The following is a 16,383-nucleotide window of genomic DNA, read 5'->3' as shown; positions in this document are numbered from 1 at the left end:
ATGTCAGCTTTTCGGGCAATTGTCGCACCAAAGCGAACGACCGGCATAGGCGCTTTCCTGTCAGTCGTGGCCGTCAATACCGAATGACCGCCTCACCCCCACCGCGGCCCTTCTTGCCGCCGCGCTGGCGCTCGAAAATGTGGGCGCCGCATTGCGGGCAGCCGGCCTCCTTCAGCGCCTCGATCGTCGTGACGGCCTGGTCGGCGCCGACCGGAACCAGCGTGGCGCAGGCCTTGCAGCGATAGCGGCGCAGGCGCGGGCGGATTTCGCCGGTATAGATCGCGCCGTCAAAACGCTGGCCGGCGATCGGCGAGGCGGTGCGGCTGGTGGTCTCCAGCTCGATCAACTGCCCGACCGAGCCGAGGATCGAGGCGCCGCCATAACGGTTGAAGGACGGGCGCATGCGCAGGACGGCCAGCCCCAGCTCGGTCAGCCGTGCCTGCAGGTCGAGCCGGTCGTCGGGGGACAGATCGGCATAGGAGAGGAACACTGGCAGGCCGGGGCCGGCCGCCAGCGCCTCGATGCCGCGCGCGACGAACAGCGCCATGCCGGGCAGCGTATAGGGCGGGTCGGTCGCGACGACGTCGAAGCCGCCGCGCAGCGCCTCGGGGATGGGATCGCGCATGTCGTGGGCGATGCGCTCGAAGGCGAAATCGATGCGGGCGGCGCCGCGTGTGAGATGGGCCAGGCGCTCGGGGTCGATCTCCAGGACGGTCAGGCGGCGGGGCGGGGCAGTGAGGACGCCGGCGACGAGGCCGATGGCGATCGATAGGGAATCGTCGTCGCCGAGAAGCAGGATGCGCCGGCCGGCGAGCGCGCCCGCCCGGTGCATGGCGAAAGCGCGCCGGAGTGCCGTCTCGGCGGTGCAGGGCGCCTGATCGAGCGTGACGTCGACTTTCGGCCCGTCGGCGAGATGGGCCTGCATCGCCGGCAAGAGCGGCGCGAGGACGGGATCGAGCGTGTCGCCGGCATCGTCAAAGCGGGCGCGCGGGGTGCGGACGGGAACGGCGGATGCGGGTTGCGCTGCGAGGCCGAGGCTGTCGCGGGCGAAGGTGCGGCCGGTATCCGACAGCGCCACGCCCTGGCCGCGCTCCAGCAGCCTCAGGGTTTCCAGCTCGCGGCGGATGGCGCTGACCACGGGCAGCGGCATGCGCGCGAGCCGCGCCAGATCGCGCAGCGCCAGCGGGCCGTCATTCGCCACGATCCGCAGGACCGTCGCGACGCCCTCGCGGCCTTCGCGAAGCTCGGTCGCCTTGGCGACATCGGCGAGGAGGTCGCCGGCGGGCGGGGCCGGGTCGGCTTGGGGGTGATCGTCAGCACTCATGGGGCCATAGAGCCGAGCGCGGCGTTTCTGTCCATGGTTGCTGGGCCCATCCTTGCGCGTGAATGGCGGAAAACCCGTTCCGCCGCGCCGGTTCCGCCCGCGAGGAGAACCGCGTGCCGGCGGCATAGCGCGATCTGCGGGCCGCGCAGCCGGGTGCGGAACACCCGCAGCGCGGCGAGCTTGGCGGCAAGGGCCGGGGGGCCTAATGCGCGAAGGGCCGGGGCGAAGCCGGCCGGCGCGTCCGCGCCGGGCATGTTGGCCGCCGCGTAAGGTAGATCCTCGTAGAATTGCGTTTGGGCCGGATCGAGTGCGCCGTCGGCAAGAAGGTCGCAGACGGCAAGCCGGACCAGCAGATGGTCGAGATGACCGCCGATGCCGGACGGGGCGAACAGCCGGACATCGCCCGTCGCCGGCTCCCGCGCAAGGAGGTCCAGGATGCGCGCCGCGAGGTCGGCGATCTCCCGGCAAAACGTCGACTCGAGCCGGACGCTTGCCTCTGTCCAGCCGAGCGTGCGGGCGAGCGGCAGGCGGTGGCGATCCTGCGCGCCGGCAAGGCCGCCATCGCGGCTCTCATAGCCGAGGATACGCCCGGCGAGGCGATCCTCCGCTGCGGCAAGCGCGGCGAGGGTGTGCGTGGGGGCGCGCAGTCCGCTCTGATAGGCCTGGTCGGAAAAGACGTTGCAGACGATGCGGCGGCGTCCGTCGCCGCGATGTTCGGCGAGCATGCCGCCGAGCGACAGCGCCGCGTCGTCGACATGCGGCGACAGGATGAGGTCGACGCCGGCGCCGGGGTTGGCGGCGACCGGCGGCGGCAGCACGATGGCAAGGCCGCTTCGGACGAGATCGGCAAGCGCGCGCTCCGCGCCGGCCGGGGTTGCGGGCAGGTCGCCGAGGGGGGTCTCCGCCGTCAACAGCCGGGCCAGCGCGGCCATGTCGGAATCAAGAGGCAGCGGCCTTCCGCCGGCGGTGATGACGCCGTCGGGCGCCGGCGAAAAATGCGGGAGGAGCAGGGCGGTCGTGCCGGGCGCATTGGGCGTCGCGGGGTCGGTGCCGGTCATTTGATCCAAGGCGGGCAAGCGATCCGCCGCGCCTTGCCGGAAACCATCGCCGCTCCGAGCGCCGCGTGATCCGGCTTGCCGGCGGCGGTGCGGGGAAAGCGCTTCAGCGTCGCGATCTTGTGCGGCATCGGCCCGCCCCCTCCGGCGATCGTTGCTGCCAGCTGGTCGGGCGCGATCCCGTCGCCCTCGCAGACCAGCACCAGATAGTCGCGGTCGGGCGCCGATGGCGCCTGGAGAACGAGGGCGATGGCATCCGTAACGCCGGGAGCCGCCCGGGCGGCGTTGGCCAGGCGGTCGCCATCGATGCTCCGGCCGTTGACCTTCAGTCGGGCGTCGCGCCGGCCGAGCAGGCGGATCGTCCCGTCCGGCAGGCGGTAGGCGTTGTCGCCGCTGCGCCAGACGGACAGAGGCGGCTCCGTGGCGGCGAGCACCGCGTGGCCGAGGTCGAGGACGAGTTCGGCCGTCTCGCCGCCGGAAGGGCTGAGGACACGAATGCCGTCGAAGGGCCGGCCGATGACGCCTCCGGGCAGCGCCGCCGCTTCGCCGAATGTCGCGCCGGTTTCGCTACAGCCGTAATTGCGGCCGAGCGGGCAGCCGAACGTTGCCACGAAATCGTCCGACAAGGCATCGGAGACGGGACCGGCCCCGGCGATCGCCAGCCGCAGCCCTGGAATGGCCGGCAGGTCGATCCGGCGGGCGGCCGCGGCGAGCAGCCGCGCCATCGGGGCGGTGAGGATGACGGCCGCGTAACGACCGGCGAGAAGGGCGCGCGCCAGACGTCGGGCGTTGAACACCGGCGGCACGGCGATGGTCGCGCCCGACGCGGCCAGGCCCAGCAACGCGCCGAAACCGAAGGAATGGCCGATCGGAGCGGCGACGAGTGCGTGTTCGCCCGCCCGTAAGCCGTAGCGGGCGCGGTAGCGCGCAGCCTCGTCGAGCAGGCTTTTGATGCTGCGGGGCGCGAGCTTCGGGGCCCTCGTCGAGCCTGAGGTCAGATGGATGATCCCGGCCGGTTCGGGGTCGTTGGGTCGAATGCGCGAAGCGTGTTCGCCGAGCAGCACCCGTCGCTCGCCATCCCAGCGCCAGTCGATCTGGTCCGTCAACGCGGCGCTTATCGGGCTTGCGCTAGTGGGCGCGATCAGCGGGACGGCGCCGACATCCCAGAGACCGACGATCTTCGACAAGAGCGACAGGCCGCTGTCTTCGGCGAGAAGCACCGGGGCGCCGGGTTCCAGGCACTGCCCGCGCGCATCCTGCGTTGCGAACGCCGCCGCCGTGGCCCGACTCGCTGCGGCCTGAAAGCTGGCGAAGCCGACGACCGCGCCGCTGCTTTCCTCCAGACAGGCTTCGCTGAACGTCTCCGATAACGCGGTGAAGCCGGTTTCGGGGAGGCCCATCGGGGGTCACGCCGGAACGGAGGGCCGGGCGGGCGCGGCGCTTGCCGGTGCCGCTGTCCTGAGCGAGGCGAGTGCCGCCGCGATGTCGGCGAGCAGCGCCTCGTCGCCGAGCAGCAGCGTATGCGAGAACCAGATGACCGATTTGGCCGCCGCGTCGGCGACGGGTGTCGGCAAGGCGGCATAGTCGGGCGGCACGCCGGCGATGCCGCCAAGCCTGCGAAGCGCGCCCGGCGCGAACATCCCGGTCCGGTGCACCGGCGGAAAGCAGCGGAAGACCGGGATTCCCATCGCCCGCAATTCGGCCGATAGCGCGCCCGCGTCGCGACCGCCGAAATCGGCCGGGTCGAACCAGGCCAGCACCATGTAGCGGCCGTGCCGCTCGACATAGGGGCGGGTTGCCAGCGGTCGCAGTCCGGCCTCGGCGAGCCGTGCCTCGAAGAACGGCGCCATCCGATCGCGCCGCGTCATCTGATCCGGCAGGCGGCGAAGCTGGCCGAGGAGGAGGGCGGTCTGTAACTCGGTCAGCCGCATGTTGGTTGCGGGCATCACATGGCGATAATCCGTGTCGCCCTTCGGCCGGCCGCAGGAATGCAGCGCGAAGCTCACAGCCGCGATGTCCGAGCGATTGGTGACCAGCGCGCCGCCTTCGCCGCAGGTCATCAGCTTGCCGGACTGGAAGCTGAAGATCGCCGCGTCGCCGATCGTGCCGAGCGCCTGACCGAAGGCGCGGGCGCCGTGGGCATGGGCGGCGTCCTCGACGACCGACAGGCCGTGACGGCCGGCGATCGCCATGATCTCGGGCATCCGTGCGGCCTGTCCGGCCATATGCACCGGCACGATGGCGCGGGTGCGCGGGCCGATCGCCGCTTCGATCAGGTCCACGTCGATATTGAGCGTGTCCGGCTCGACGTCCACCGGAATCGGCCATGCACCGAGTCTCAAGACCGCGGAGGCGGTTGCGATGAAGGTCGTCGCCGGCACGATGACCTCGTCGCCGGCGCCGATTCCGAGGGCGGCAAGGGCGAGCTCCAGAGCCGCCGTGCCGTGGGAGACGGCGCGGACATGGCCAACACTCAGAAACTCGGCGAAAGCCGTTTCGAAATGGTCGCTGACATCGCCATTGCCGCGCCACCAGCGCCGCGAGCGCAGCACATCGATCAGCGCGGCTTCGTCCGCTTCATCGAAGCGGGGCCAGGCCGGAATGCGGGAGGCGAAATCGGCGTGCATCGATACCCTCGAATGTAACCTTAAGTAGTATTATGGAGGCGATTGCGCGCGTCAAGCGAATGCGCGGAATCCCGCCCGCGTCGCGCCGATGAGCGCGGCATCGGCGCCGTGCGGATGCCGGATCGGCGGCGGCCGTCCGCCGCCGGTGAATCGCTCGGCACATAGATCGAACAGGGGCGACAGGCCGAGGCCGCCGCCGATCACCAGCCGGTGCGGATCGAACAGCCGGGCGAGGGTCGCCAGTGCCTCGGCCAAAGCGTCGGCGGCGCGGTCCAGAACCGGATCGCGGATCGATGCCGGTAGCGCGAAGATGTCGAAGGCATCCGCGTCGGACTGGCCCAGCATGCGGCGCAAGGCCCGGCCGGACGCCGCCGCCTGTAGGCAGCCGATCTCGCCGCAGGCGCAGACGAGGCCGCTGGCGGCGGGAACCTTGATATGCCCGACCGCCATCGCCGCGCCGCTCCGGCCGGTCAGGAGCCGGCCGCCAACGACCGCGCCGCCGCCGATCCCGGTGCCGATCGCGAAGACGACGGTGGTCTCGCGCGCCGTGTCCGGCGTGCCCACGGTATGCGCGGCGAGGGCGGCGGCCGCGGCGTCGTCGAGGATGCGAAAATCGACTTGCCCGGCAAGGTCGGGAGGTAGGATCGTCTCGCCCTCATAAGCCGGGCGGTTCGGCCAGCGGATCACCCGACCCGCCGCGTCGCAATGGGGCGCCGCCGCGATGGCGAGCCGCGCCGGCCGCGCGGCCGCTTCCCATGCGTCGGCGATCGCGCGGGCACAATCCGGCGCGCCAGACGGCGTCGGGATCGTGCCGATCCGGCTGCGGATATCGTCGTTCGGGCCGACCAGCGCCGCGCGCAGCCACGTGCCCCCGAGGTCGACGGCGAGGACCGCGCTCATCGCAGCGCCGTTGCGATCGCATCGCCGAGTCGGGCGGCAAAATCGAGGTCTGGTTGCTCTTGCCATCCGGCGGCGGCGCGGCGCTGAAATGCCTCCAGCATCGCCGCAAAACCTGCGACGTGAAGAGCGGGGCCGGGCATGAAATCCGAAATCTCCGGCGCTTCGCCGCGTCGCTTCAGGGTGACGCGCTGGTGCGGGGTCCGGCGTTCTCCGGAGAAGCCGAACAGGCCGTCGAGCCGGCAGACGCCGTCCTCGCCGATCGCGTCGAGCCGGACGAGGTCGCCCGGCGTCTCGTCGCGCCAGCGAACGGAAAGACGAACGGTGCAGTCCGCGACGCGCCCCTCTGCTTCGAAGCGGTCGGCGGGGCCAAAAGCGCTGGGCGAGAGTTCTGGCGCCGTCCCATCGTACCATGCGGCGGGCGCGGCATGGCCTGTGCGGGACCGACGCGCGAAACGAATGTCCAGCCCGTCGGTACGCCAGCGAAGCGCGGCGCCGGCCAGATCGACAAGGTGTGAGCCGAGATCGGCGAAGACGCCGGTCCAGCCGGGCGATTCAGCTAGGTGCCAGGCGGTCGCCGGAACGCCGCGCTGGCGATGCCAGATCAGGTCGAGGCGCCGCAGCGGGCCGATCGTTGCCGCGCCCTCCAGCCAGCGGCTGACGTCGGGGCGGTGACGGCAGGCGACGCCGGCGGCGAGCGCCGCCCCGCCGCGACGGCCGGCCGCCGACAGCCGCGCCCAATCGGCGGAACCGCGCAGCACCGGCTTTTCGACCAGGCAGGCGAGGCCGCTCGAGAGAAACGCTTCCGCGTCGTCGACATGGCAGGGGTTTGGCGACGCGATGATGACAGCCTCGATCGGCGCCGCCGACAGATCCTCGCGCGTCGACACGATCAGGGCCTCGGGAAACAGGTCGCGAGCCGCCGCCTGCGCCGCCGGATCCGGTTCGAGCGCCGCCGCGACGACGACCCGGCCGCCTAGGGTCTCCAGCGCCGGCCGGTAGCAATTGCGGACCACCCAGCCCGCGCCGCAGAAACCCATTCGAAGCGGAGCCGGCGTGTTCACAGGGCCGCCAGCGCCGCTTCGGGCCGTCCCGCCATCTCCGCCGTGACCTCCTGGATGTCGGACAGTTCGCCCTTGGCGAAGACCTGACGGCGAAACATCTCGAACAGTACAAAATCCGATTTATCGTCGAAAAGACCGCCGAATTCGGAGGAGCGAAGAGCGCGATCGGGGATGGCGCGCTCACACAGGGACCGGAATCGGTTCAAATGGCCACGTGCGGCTTCCGGCATCATCAGCTTCGGCCGTGTGACGATGGCGCGGGCGCGCTTGCCGTAGCGGCGAACGGCGAAGCGACGCAGGATCGCCTTGCCGGACGTGCCGGCCGGGCCGACCACCATCGACGGCGGCAGTGTCGTCAGAAGGTCAACGAGATCGTCGTCGAGATAGGGAACCCGCATTTCGACCGAGGCGGCCATCGAAAGCCGGTCGACCGGCTGCAGATGGCCGCGCTCCAGCGGATCGGCGCGGTCGCGGGCGAGCAATGCGTCGCGCAGTCCGCCCGTGGTGGCCGCCGCCCGTAGCGCCTCGATTCGGGTAAGCACGCCCTCGCGCGGTGCGTGTCCGACTCGCGTCACACGCCGCAGCGCCGCCTCGATGACGGCGAGCGACCGTTCCGGCGTCCGGTAAGCCGCATAACCGCCCATGAGTTCGTCGGCGCCCTCGCCATTCAGGCAGCAGCGGGCGCTGGCGCCGATCCGGCGGCAGAGCAGCGCGAAGAGCGGGCCGGCGGCGAGATCGGGTAGTTCGACGGCGCGGAGCGTCGCCGGAATCGCCGCCACAAACGCCTCGAACGAAACGGCGAGGAAGTCGTGCGCGCCGCCGAGCGATCGGGCGAGCGTTTGGGCCGCGACCGGGTCCGGATGGTCCGCATCGTCGGCGACGGTGAAGGTCCGGGGCGGGCGACCGGTCAGCTCCGCCACGACCAGCGCCAGCACCGCCGAATCGAGCCCGCCGGACAGGCTGACGACGATCTCCGTGTCCGCCAGGAGATGCCGGCGAACCGCGGCGATCAGAGCGGCTTCGAAGCGTTCGTCCGCCTCGCGTTCGTCGACCATCGCAAGGGCGGGCAATACGGCTGTTCCGGGAGGGTCGGCAAGGGCTCGCTGCGGCCCGACGCGGAGGCCGCCGCGCAATGTCACCGCCATCATGTGACCGGGGCGGAGCTCGGTGATGTCCTCGAAGAAGGTGGCGCCGTCGACCGGCGTCCCGAGGACCGAGAAGTCGGCGAGGGTCGTCACGTCGAGGCCTGGCGGCCGCGGTAGGACGGCGGCGATCGCCCTGGCCTCGGAGGCGAAGAGGAAGCGGTCGGCGCGCACCTCGCAATGGAAGGCGAGCGGCTTGATGCCGTGGCGGTCGCGGACGAGCAGCAGGCGATCGGGAAATCGCACGGCGATCGCGAACATCCCGGCGAGCCGCGCCGCCGCGGCCTCGCCCCAGGCGACGAAGGCGGCGAGCACGACTTCTGTGTCGCAGCGGCCGCGAAAGCGATGGCCGCGTCGGCTCAACTTGTCGCGGAGTTCGGCCGCGTTGGTGATTTCGCCGTTGAAGACGACGGCAATGCCGCTTTTAGCGTCTTGCATCGGCTGCGCGCCATGCTCGGCATCGACGATGGCCAGACGCGCGGCACCGATCGCGAGCGGACCGTCAACGACTTGGCGGGCCTCGTCGGGGCCGCGATGGCGCATTGCCGCCAGCAATTCCCGGCAGTCCGGCGCGTGGGCCAAGGAGATGCATCCCGCGATTGCGCACATGGCCGCTCAGCCCGTCCGCCGGCAGGCCGCGATCGCCGCCGCCACCTCGCGGAGCGCGGCGCCATAGCCGCGTCCGCCGGGATGCTCGCCCGTCCGCAGCGCATGAAGGGCGGGCAGGCGATGAAACGGCAAGGCCGGATAGCGGTGATGTTCGAGATGGTAATTGTCGTAATTGACCAGATAGCTCCATACCGCCGGGGCGCGATAGGAACGGGTGTTTTGCGTCAGGTCGCGGGACGCGGGATCGCGGCCGAGATGTTCGGGTGCGGTCATCAGGAAGTGCAAGGGCGGCGCGATGAGGAAGGCCGGCACCAGCCATCCCAAGACGAGGAGCCGCGGCGCGAGAAGGCCACCGGCAACGATCAGCCCGATGGCGAGCGCGGCGAGCGCCAGATGCTCGGTTCGCGCCCGGGCGAGCGATTTGGAGCCGAACGGGCCGGGACGGCCGCCCCGGGCCAGAACGAACGTCGCGCGCAGGAACGCCGGCAAGCGAGCGGGGTCGAAGACATGGAGGAGGAGGGCGCGTCGGCTGGCGAAATCCCGGCAACTCCGGTCGAAGACGTCGGCTGGCGTTCCGACGTGACGGTGGTGATGCAGATGGCGGATGCGGGTGTCGGTGAAGCTCGCCAGCATCGGCGCACCGAGCAGCGATCCGGCGAGGCGGTTGGCGGTCTCGCCGGAGAGGAAAATCCCGTGCAGCGCCTCGTGCTGGAGTTCCAGGCCGTGAGCGTAAAGGACCGCGAGGCCGAAGGTGGCGGCGAAGGTGTACGGCCCCTCGTTGGTGCCGACCACCCAAACGAGCGCCGCGACCGAGACGACGAAGCCGGCGAGCTTGGCGAGCGACAGGGCATAGGAGGGCGCGAACGCCGCGACGGGCGGGTCGGAGGGCGCGGTCATGGCGACACCTCCTCAGGCCTTGCCGGCAACGGCCGCGAGAAGATTGATAGCTGCCGCCGCGCGTAAAACATCGCGGCGAGCGTCATCGGCGCGGGGCCCCGGAACCGGCCGCAATCGAGCGTGGTGCGGGGACGGCCGTCGGCATCGGTCGGCCATGGCTCGATGACCGTCGTAAAAGGCTCGCAGCGCCGGACGACCAGCGATCCCAGCCAGTTGCCGGTTCGGGGACGCTCGCCCCGCAGGCGCCAAACGCCGCCGGTGTCGAGATGCGCGGAGAAGCTTGGCTCCGGCGGCGTGTCGGCGGCGACTTCGCAGCGCCGGCAGATCGTCAGGAGCCGCTGCCCGACGGCTGGCGATCCGTCGAGCATGAGACGGCTCGCATGGTTACCGCAATGGGGGCAGGGCACCGCGCCGCGCATCGACGCCTGGCTCGCGCGCACCCAGACGCCTTCGAGCCCGCCCTTCGCCAAGGCGTCAGTCAGACAGGCGAAGGCGCGTGGTCGTAGGTCGGCAACGCCCGGTATCGCGCTGAGGGTGGCCAGCGCGGCAAGCGCCAGTTGGTCCGGGTCGTCGGCGGCGACAGGCGCGAGAGGCGGCCGCGAAGGACGCGGCGGGGACGCCGCCAGGCGTGCCGATGTGGGAAGCCGAGGCGTGTCCGCTCCCGCGCCGTTGATCGACGCGGGCTGCGGCGCGACGCGCAGAAGAGGATCGCCGAACAGCACGAACCGGTGGCCGGAGGCGAGGGCTTGCGGCGCACGATTGTGGGCCGCCACCGCGTCCCCGATCGGCATGCCGCGCGAGAGCGCGCCGGCCAAAAGGTCGACCGACACCGGCGAGGCGATGACGATCCGCGCCGTCGTCACCAGCGCGCCGAGCGCCGGTGACGCGGCAAGACGCACTCCGGCACCATAGCTTCGGTCGATGAAATTGTCCTGGGATGGCCAGCCGACGCAGGTGTTCCAGATCATCGCCCGCGCCTTGATGGCGGCGGGATGCAAGCTCGCCCCGGCGAAAGCCGCCATTTCATGGCCGATATGGAAGCGGTGACAGTGGCCGCTCACTCGGCAGCTCGGCTTGCGGGGCCGATCCTCGGCGTCGAAGGCCGCATCCACCGGGCACAGCACGAGAGGCCCGAGATCGCCGTCGATGCCATCGCCGTGACCGGTCACCGAGATGAGGCTGTCGCCTCGGCCGAGCAGCCTGCGCAAATGGGCTGTGTCCGACGCGCGGCCGCACAGGGCGAAGTCCCGCGTCTCGGTGACGCCGATGGGAAGCTGCGGAGAAAGGTCGAGGCGAAACGGCACGTCGGCCAAAGGCTTCCACAGCGCTGCGGCACTCGCGGCCGCCTTTGCGCCGAGTTCCTCGAGGCTGCGGCCGATCAGGAAGCCGGCCACCGAGCCGGCTCCCGGTGCGGTCGCCGCGTCCACAAGATCGTCGGTCAGATCGTCAGCGAGTGTGACGACGACGTCACCCCCGCCCAGACGGTGCGGGGCCGGAGACGAAAGGGGGTGAAAGGCCCGCCCCGTCGCCCTTGCATAGGCTTCGGCAATCGGTCGCGTAGCGGAGCCGATCGCATGGCAGATGGCGGGATCGTCCCGGGCAACCCTCTCGCTTCGAAATCGGGGCGCACCGGACGCAAGAACCTGAAGCATCGCGCCATCCGCCGGCACTGCTACCAGTGCAGGGAGTCGGGCGCCGTGAGATCGACGCCTGAGCGCGCCAGATCGGCGCGCACCCGCGCAAGTTCCGCCTCGGCCATGTGCAGCTTCTCCAACCCCGTGTGAAACTTTTCCAGCCCGCCCAGATGCGCCTTCTGCTGTTCGGGGGACATGCTTTCAAATGAGCTTGTCGCGTTTCCGGTCATGTCGTTATTCCTTCTACGGATAGATTACGGGTGATCGCAAAGGGTCGTTTTGCAACCGATAAGTGCATCCCAGGCAGTGGGGATGCGCTCTCGCCGCCTACCAGTGCAGGGAGTCGGGCGCCGTCAGGTCGGTGCCGGAGTGGGCCAGATCGGCGCGCAGGCGCGCCAGTTCCGCCTCTGCCGTGTGCAGTTTTTCGAGCCCCTTGTGGAAACGCTCGAGACCACCGCGATACGCCTTTCGGTCCTCGGGACTCAGGTCCTCGTCCTGCGAAAGGCGAGCGCCTTCTACATAGTTTCCCATGTTTCACTCTCCGTCCGGAGTGCATCTCCTCATGATTGAAGAGATCTAAATGATACACCTAAAACGTGTATATATTCAAGCCAGCGGTGAGGCTTCGACACGGGAATTTTCCTCTCCGCTTCTTCCGCGCTCGCTTTTCGCCTCGCCATGGGCAAAATTATGGGAGACTGACTTTTTCTCCTACCGAGCGATTCATGCGCAAGCCGAGCGGCGTTCTCGCCGGTATCCTCCTCACCATCCTGTCCGGCCTCGCACTCGCCACCATGGATACGGGAGCAAAGTATCTGACGGGGCGGCTGCCGGTACTGGAGGTCGTCTGGGCACGCTACTTCTTCCACGCGGTGCTGATGACCGCCTGGCTGGCCAAGACCCGCGGAACAAGCTTTCTGCGGACCCGGCGCCCAGCGTTGCAGCTGACGCGAGGGACCGCGCTGCTGTGCGCCACGATCGTGATGTATCTCGCGCTTTCGAAGGTGCCACTCGCCGACGCCACGGCGGTGATGTTCTTCGCCCCGGTGCTGGTGACGGTGCTGTCGGTCATCTTTTTGCGAGAACGCATCGGCCTGCCGCGCATCCTCGCCGTATTGGCCGGCTTCGGCGGTGTTCTTTTGATCGTGCGGCCGGGCTTTGCCGACACCGATCCCTATCTGCTGCTGCCACTCGCCGCGGCCGCGATCGTCTCGATCTATTTCCTGCTCACCCGCACCTTGTCGGGGCCGGAGGAGAACGCGGCGACGCTCTTTCATACCACCGCGGCGGGAGCCGTGGTGCTCAGCCTGGTGGTGCCGTTCGTCTGGGAGGCGCCGTCGGCCGCCGACTTCGCCGTCATGGTCGGAATCGGCACGCTCGGCGCGCTCGGCCATTTTTGCCTGGTCACGGGATTCGCCTACGCCACGGCCTCGACGCTGACGCCGTTCCTTTATTCCCAGGTACTGTTTGCCGGTATCTACAGCGTCGTCCTGATCGGCGACCCGATGGGTCTGAACCTCGTTCTCGGGGCGGCGATTCTCGTCGCCAGCGGGCTCACCATCTGGTGGCGGGAAAATCGCCGTCCGAACTGAAGCGGCTTCGCTCCGGGCGCCGGCCTATGCAATGGTCTGGCCGGTCTTCTTCCAGTTGGCGAGGAAGGCCTCCAGGCCCTTGTCGGTCAAGGGATGCTTAACCCGGCCCGTCCGCGTCGCTCGGCGGCACGGTGACGACGCCGGGGGCGGCCCGCGTTCACGGTCAGCGACGGCTTGCCGGTTCCCCGTCGAGGGAACCGTGCCGCCCCAAAACCCCGTCGCCTCCCAATCCGTCGCAACGGCCGGTACGGCGAAGTGCCGAAGCTCAGCGTGCGATGCGCAGACTCGACACCTCTTCGGTGATCGCACCGAAGGCGGCGATCAGCTGTTCCTTGTTCTTGGCGTCATAATAGAGCTTGGTCGTCGGATCCCGCAGGCCATAGGAAGCACAGCCTTCGAGCAGCGTCTTGACCGAACTGCCGTCTTTCACGTCGAACGCGATGGTGAAGATGACGATGCCGTCCGAGCCATCGGGCTTGCGCCCGTCGTCCTTGGCGTTGGCACAGATTTTTTCGGTCATTTCGTTCATCGCCTCGACATAGCGTGTGTCAGAGGAGCTCTTGATGGTACGCGTGGTGGCGTCGAACATCCGTCCCGGTTTGCTGATCCCCCCTGGCCAGACCTGACCGTAGCCATAGGCGCCCCAGCGCGATCTGTTGGCGTTGGATGCGCCGCCATAGGTGTTTTCGCCGTCCGTCATGACCACGAGGACCTTGAGATTGTCTTTGGCATCCTTCGGCTTGCCTTCTGTGAAGGGCGCGCCGGGCGAGACGACCCGCCAGCCCCAGGCAATACCCTCCGGAATGTTGGTCATTCCTGTCGGGCTCATCTTGTCGAGGGCGGCATCGACAGCCGTTTGCGTTGCCGTCAGCGGTGTGATCGGCGTCGTTGTGCATCCCTCGTTCGGCCCGTTGGAGCTGCGATTGGAATCCGTCGAACCGACATATTTCATCATATCCCGCTGCCAGGCGATCGACTGGGCATAAGTTCCCGACTTCCCGTCGCTGTCATCTCTCAGGTAGTCGTTCTTGCTGCCGCCCCATCCGCCCCAGTCGTATTCATCCGGCGCGAACATCGGGACGAACAGGGAGGCGGGAGAAGTGGAATTGGGTTCCGCGTCAGTTACGGCCAAACCATCGGGTCTGGCCTCGATACATCCGGCCCATCCTTCCGGAAATCGTTTCGTACCGAATGAGTATCCACCGCTCTCGGGGATGATGATCCGCGCGTTCTCGAACAGCCATTGGCGGGTCAGGATCTCACGTGTGTCTTTGCGGTACCATCGAGGACCGACCTTTTCGGTGAGCTGCACTCCTCCTACCTTGACGCTCGCCCAGTCGAAATTCTCGTGATGAATGGGCGAGTCGCCATACCGATCCATCCAGGAAGCGTTGATATTCGTTGGGCCGACATTGACCGACGCCGAAAAGGGCACAACGCCGATCTTGACGGGAGGCTTGCCAGAGGCTGTTGCGTTCACTTTCATTAACGCGGCGGTCAACTCCTTGGCGGCCGTCTTGAGCGTGTCGATTTTCCTCGTGCCGCTGACGCTCGAGCTCATCGATCCGGAATTGTCGAGAACAAGCGCCATCTCGATCGACAGATTCTCGAGAATCACTTCGCTGGCACTGGCAATCGGAAAATTGCGCCAGTCCACCTCGTCGTTCGTGACGAAAGCCAGAAGGTCACCGAACCAGGTGGGCTGCTGGCGCGTGGCGGACACCTTGAGAACCCTGTCACCGCCGACGAGCTGAACGCCATCATAGCTGAACTGGGTATAGGAACGCGTGTCTTCCCCAGCGTTATGGAAGAAATAACCTTCGGCCACCTTGGTTAGGAAGGCTGGATCCTGAGACTGAGCATACTCCTTCGCGGCGGCCAGTGCCGCGGTGTCGGCGGCTTGCTGCAGATTGCGTTCGGCGCCATAAATCGTGCTCAGATCCACGGCCGCCGCCATAGCCGCCGCTAGAACAGGCAATGTCAGGCCAAACATCATGGCGACGTTGCCACGACGATCGAGCCATAGGACAGGAGGTTTGAATCGGGTCCGCATCGCGTTTCCTACCGTGTTTATCCGATCGGAAGAGTAATATCCGCAGGGATATTCAAGATTTTATAAATTCCATGCTTTCAATTCGTCCAAACAATAGATTTACTGATGCGTGGTCGAAATGTGTAAGATTTCTTAATTTCTATGCCAGAAAAATATTTTGTGTAGTCGAGTAAGGGCTGGTAGTCGTAAGTGACATCGGCCACGACGAGGTAGCTCTTCGCCCCGAAATTGAGCGTGGACGGAACGGGATAGGATGCGCCGGCCGTCAGCCCCGCGCCGGAACTGGCCCGCGACCAGTCGATCGTGCCTTGTCCCTTTTCGTCGACCGTGACGGTGGTGACCACGATCTGCAGACCGTCAGGCGAAAACGGCGCCATCACCGCGCTCGAAATATTGAAGATGTTGTCGATCGCGGTCAGGTTCATCACGCGGTTGCGCGCGACGAGATTGCCCACCGTCTCCGCCGTCGTCTCGACCTTCCGACTGGCTTCGAGTGCCTTCGACGCCTCGAAGCCGCCGAGATAGAGCAGCAACATGACGGGAAGAACCAGCGCGAATTCGACGGCGGCGACACCCGTCCGGTTTGAACCAAAAGCCTCGACCGCTGCCTTCAGGTCGGCGCGAATGGTCATGGAACTTATACGCATCGTGTCCTCAGGAGCAGTTGGATTTGCTGCTCTTCAAATCACCAAAGGGTTCGTTCATGAAGGCCGTGATCGAGAACAGAATATCGTTGCCATTGGTGTCGGACGCGATTTCGTGGAGAAACGAGGCGACCCACGGCCATTCATAAAACGCACGCAGCACAGTGATCGAGTTCGCGCTGCCCGGATCGAAACAGAAATTCTTGTTGTCGACGCTCTTTAACTGCAGGGGGATGTCGGTCGGGATGTTGCCGAAGGCGGGGAAAGTGCGAAGGTCAATCTTGAGCTTGTCGCAGGACAACATGAAATCGACCTTGTCGCAGATCTTGCCGCGGAATACCTTCTCGTCGATATCCGACTGCTGGATCTGACCGGTCAGGACCTGCCGCGCGACGTCGTCGACCGCGGTGTCGAGCAACATGCCGGCCGCCGAAATCGCGAAGGTTTCGATGATCGCGAACATCAGCATGAAGAACGGGGCCGCGACCATGGCGAATTCCACAGCCGTCGCGCCGGATCGATCGCGCGAAAATCCCAGACGCGGGCGAACGGCGGCAAAGGTGGCGGACCGATAGGTCACGTTGGGGAAATCTCCGTCGTTTTTCAATCGCCCATTATCCGCACGCTTTGTTACTTTTCTCTGATCTTCGCAGGATAAATTGCAGGGGATGTGCGCAAAGCGGGCAATCAGAGGGCGCCTTGCCTTATGACGCCGACTGGTAGAGCTTGCAGCCGGGGTTCGCGGCAACGCGACGCGGGCTCGTGAGGCTTGCGGATTGGGCCAGTGACGGTTCCCGTCCAGCCTGGTATCGGCGCTGGATGGGCGCCTCTTGTGTCGATCAGCC

15 protein-coding genes and 1 pseudogene are annotated in these 16,383 nt (G+C 67.6%); 1 reads left to right on the top strand and 15 read right to left on the bottom strand.

Annotated features, from left to right (window positions below; all coding sequences use genetic code 11):
- Window positions 1-73: 73 nt before the first annotated feature.
- The 11 genes from ING15_RS04080 to ING15_RS04030 form a co-directional block, all read right to left on the bottom strand.
- Window positions 74-1,324, bottom strand: coding sequence for a bis-aminopropyl spermidine synthase family protein (locus ING15_RS04080; RefSeq protein WP_206453500.1), 1,251 nt, complete (start codon window positions 1,322-1,324; stop codon window positions 74-76).
- The gene (locus ING15_RS04075; protein ID WP_206453499.1) at window positions 1,321-2,382 is read right to left on the bottom strand and encodes a PIG-L family deacetylase; all 1,062 of its coding nucleotides are present in this window, start codon (window positions 2,380-2,382) and stop codon (window positions 1,321-1,323) included. Before ING15_RS04075 ends, ING15_RS04080 begins: the two co-directional genes overlap by 4 nt.
- Window positions 2,379-3,779, bottom strand: a complete 1,401-nt coding sequence (locus ING15_RS04070) for an AMP-binding protein (protein ID WP_206453498.1) — start codon at window positions 3,777-3,779, stop codon at window positions 2,379-2,381. The genes ING15_RS04075 and ING15_RS04070 overlap by 4 nt, the downstream gene beginning before the upstream one ends.
- 6 nt (window positions 3,780-3,785) lie before the next feature.
- Complete coding sequence (locus ING15_RS04065) at window positions 3,786-5,006, bottom strand: DegT/DnrJ/EryC1/StrS family aminotransferase (RefSeq protein WP_206453497.1); 1,221 nt, start codon at window positions 5,004-5,006, stop codon at window positions 3,786-3,788.
- Window positions 5,007-5,057: 51 nt separating this feature from the next.
- The gene (locus ING15_RS04060; protein WP_206453496.1) at window positions 5,058-5,906 is read right to left on the bottom strand and encodes an ROK family protein; all 849 of its coding nucleotides are present in this window, start codon (window positions 5,904-5,906) and stop codon (window positions 5,058-5,060) included.
- A complete protein-coding gene (locus ING15_RS04055; protein WP_206453495.1) occupies window positions 5,903-6,943 on the bottom strand; it encodes a Gfo/Idh/MocA family oxidoreductase in 1,041 nt (346 codons plus the stop codon). Before ING15_RS04055 ends, ING15_RS04060 begins: the two co-directional genes overlap by 4 nt.
- A 20-nt stretch (window positions 6,944-6,963) precedes the next feature.
- Complete coding sequence (asnB, locus tag ING15_RS04050) at window positions 6,964-8,718, bottom strand: asparagine synthase (glutamine-hydrolyzing) (RefSeq protein ID WP_269812727.1); 1,755 nt, start codon at window positions 8,716-8,718, stop codon at window positions 6,964-6,966.
- Between the two features lie 6 nt (window positions 8,719-8,724).
- Window positions 8,725-9,615, bottom strand: coding sequence for a fatty acid desaturase family protein (locus tag ING15_RS04045; protein WP_206453493.1), 891 nt, complete (start codon window positions 9,613-9,615; stop codon window positions 8,725-8,727).
- Window positions 9,612-11,267, bottom strand: a complete 1,656-nt coding sequence (locus ING15_RS04040; protein WP_206453492.1) for a hypothetical protein — start codon at window positions 11,265-11,267, stop codon at window positions 9,612-9,614. The genes ING15_RS04045 and ING15_RS04040 overlap by 4 nt, the downstream gene beginning before the upstream one ends.
- Window positions 11,268-11,287: 20 nt before the next feature.
- Window positions 11,288-11,479 carry a hypothetical protein gene (locus ING15_RS04035; protein ID WP_206453491.1) on the bottom strand — a complete coding sequence of 64 codons (192 nt, stop codon included), beginning with the start codon at window positions 11,477-11,479 and terminating at the stop codon, window positions 11,288-11,290.
- Between the two features lie 97 nt (window positions 11,480-11,576).
- Window positions 11,577-11,780: a hypothetical protein gene (locus ING15_RS04030; RefSeq protein ID WP_206453490.1), complete on the bottom strand. Its 204-nt coding sequence runs from the start codon at window positions 11,778-11,780 to the stop codon at window positions 11,577-11,579.
- 194 nt (window positions 11,781-11,974) lie between these two features.
- On the opposite strand from ING15_RS04030, the gene ING15_RS04025 reads away from it, so the two are divergent.
- On the top strand, window positions 11,975-12,841 hold the full coding sequence (locus tag ING15_RS04025; RefSeq protein ID WP_206453489.1) for a DMT family transporter: 867 nt from the start codon (window positions 11,975-11,977) through the stop codon (window positions 12,839-12,841).
- 24 nt (window positions 12,842-12,865) lie between these two features.
- On the opposite strand, the pseudogene ING15_RS04020 reads toward ING15_RS04025, so the two are convergent.
- From ING15_RS04020 to ING15_RS04005, 4 genes and pseudogenes are all read right to left on the bottom strand, one after another.
- Window positions 12,866-12,980, bottom strand: a pseudogene (locus ING15_RS04020) (fructose-6-phosphate aldolase); the annotation flags it as partial.
- Window positions 12,981-13,106: 126 nt separating this feature from the next.
- Window positions 13,107-14,894, bottom strand: coding sequence for a pilus assembly protein TadG-related protein (locus ING15_RS04015; protein ID WP_206453488.1), 1,788 nt, complete (start codon window positions 14,892-14,894; stop codon window positions 13,107-13,109).
- Between the two features lie 77 nt (window positions 14,895-14,971).
- Window positions 14,972-15,541: a TadE/TadG family type IV pilus assembly protein gene (locus ING15_RS04010; protein ID WP_206453487.1), complete on the bottom strand. Its 570-nt coding sequence runs from the start codon at window positions 15,539-15,541 to the stop codon at window positions 14,972-14,974.
- A gap of 7 nt (window positions 15,542-15,548) precedes the next feature.
- On the bottom strand, window positions 15,549-16,286 hold the full coding sequence (locus ING15_RS04005; protein ID WP_206453486.1) for a TadE/TadG family type IV pilus assembly protein: 738 nt from the start codon (window positions 16,284-16,286) through the stop codon (window positions 15,549-15,551).
- Between the last annotated feature and the right edge of the window lie 97 nt (window positions 16,287-16,383).

It is taken from the genome of Aurantimonas marina (genome assembly GCF_017183135.1).
Classification (GTDB): Bacteria; Pseudomonadota; Alphaproteobacteria; order Rhizobiales; family Rhizobiaceae; genus Aurantimonas; species Aurantimonas marina.
This window is presented reverse-complemented; position numbering and strand designations above follow the sequence as displayed.

Coding starts and splice junctions, on each gene's coding strand:
- ING15_RS04080 (WP_206453500.1), bottom strand. CDS start 1,324: ATGAGTGCTGACGATCACCCCCAAGCCGACCCGGCCCCGCCCGCCGGC.
- ING15_RS04075 (WP_206453499.1), bottom strand. CDS start 2,382: ATGACCGGCACCGACCCCGCGACGCCCAATGCGCCCGGCACGACCGCC.
- ING15_RS04070 (WP_206453498.1), bottom strand. CDS start 3,779: ATGGGCCTCCCCGAAACCGGCTTCACCGCGTTATCGGAGACGTTCAGC.
- ING15_RS04065 (WP_206453497.1), bottom strand. CDS start 5,006: ATGCACGCCGATTTCGCCTCCCGCATTCCGGCCTGGCCCCGCTTCGAT.
- ING15_RS04060 (WP_206453496.1), bottom strand. CDS start 5,906: ATGAGCGCGGTCCTCGCCGTCGACCTCGGGGGCACGTGGCTGCGCGCG.
- ING15_RS04055 (WP_206453495.1), bottom strand. CDS start 6,943: ATGGGTTTCTGCGGCGCGGGCTGGGTGGTCCGCAATTGCTACCGGCCG.
- asnB (WP_269812727.1), bottom strand. CDS start 8,718: ATGTGCGCAATCGCGGGATGCATCTCCTTGGCCCACGCGCCGGACTGC.
- ING15_RS04045 (WP_206453493.1), bottom strand. CDS start 9,615: ATGACCGCGCCCTCCGACCCGCCCGTCGCGGCGTTCGCGCCCTCCTAT.
- ING15_RS04040 (WP_206453492.1), bottom strand. CDS start 11,267: ATGCTTCAGGTTCTTGCGTCCGGTGCGCCCCGATTTCGAAGCGAGAGG.
- ING15_RS04035 (WP_206453491.1), bottom strand. CDS start 11,479: ATGACCGGAAACGCGACAAGCTCATTTGAAAGCATGTCCCCCGAACAG.
- ING15_RS04030 (WP_206453490.1), bottom strand. CDS start 11,780: ATGGGAAACTATGTAGAAGGCGCTCGCCTTTCGCAGGACGAGGACCTG.
- ING15_RS04025 (WP_206453489.1), top strand. CDS start 11,975: ATGCGCAAGCCGAGCGGCGTTCTCGCCGGTATCCTCCTCACCATCCTG.
- ING15_RS04015 (WP_206453488.1), bottom strand. CDS start 14,894: ATGCGGACCCGATTCAAACCTCCTGTCCTATGGCTCGATCGTCGTGGC.
- ING15_RS04010 (WP_206453487.1), bottom strand. CDS start 15,541: ATGCGTATAAGTTCCATGACCATTCGCGCCGACCTGAAGGCAGCGGTC.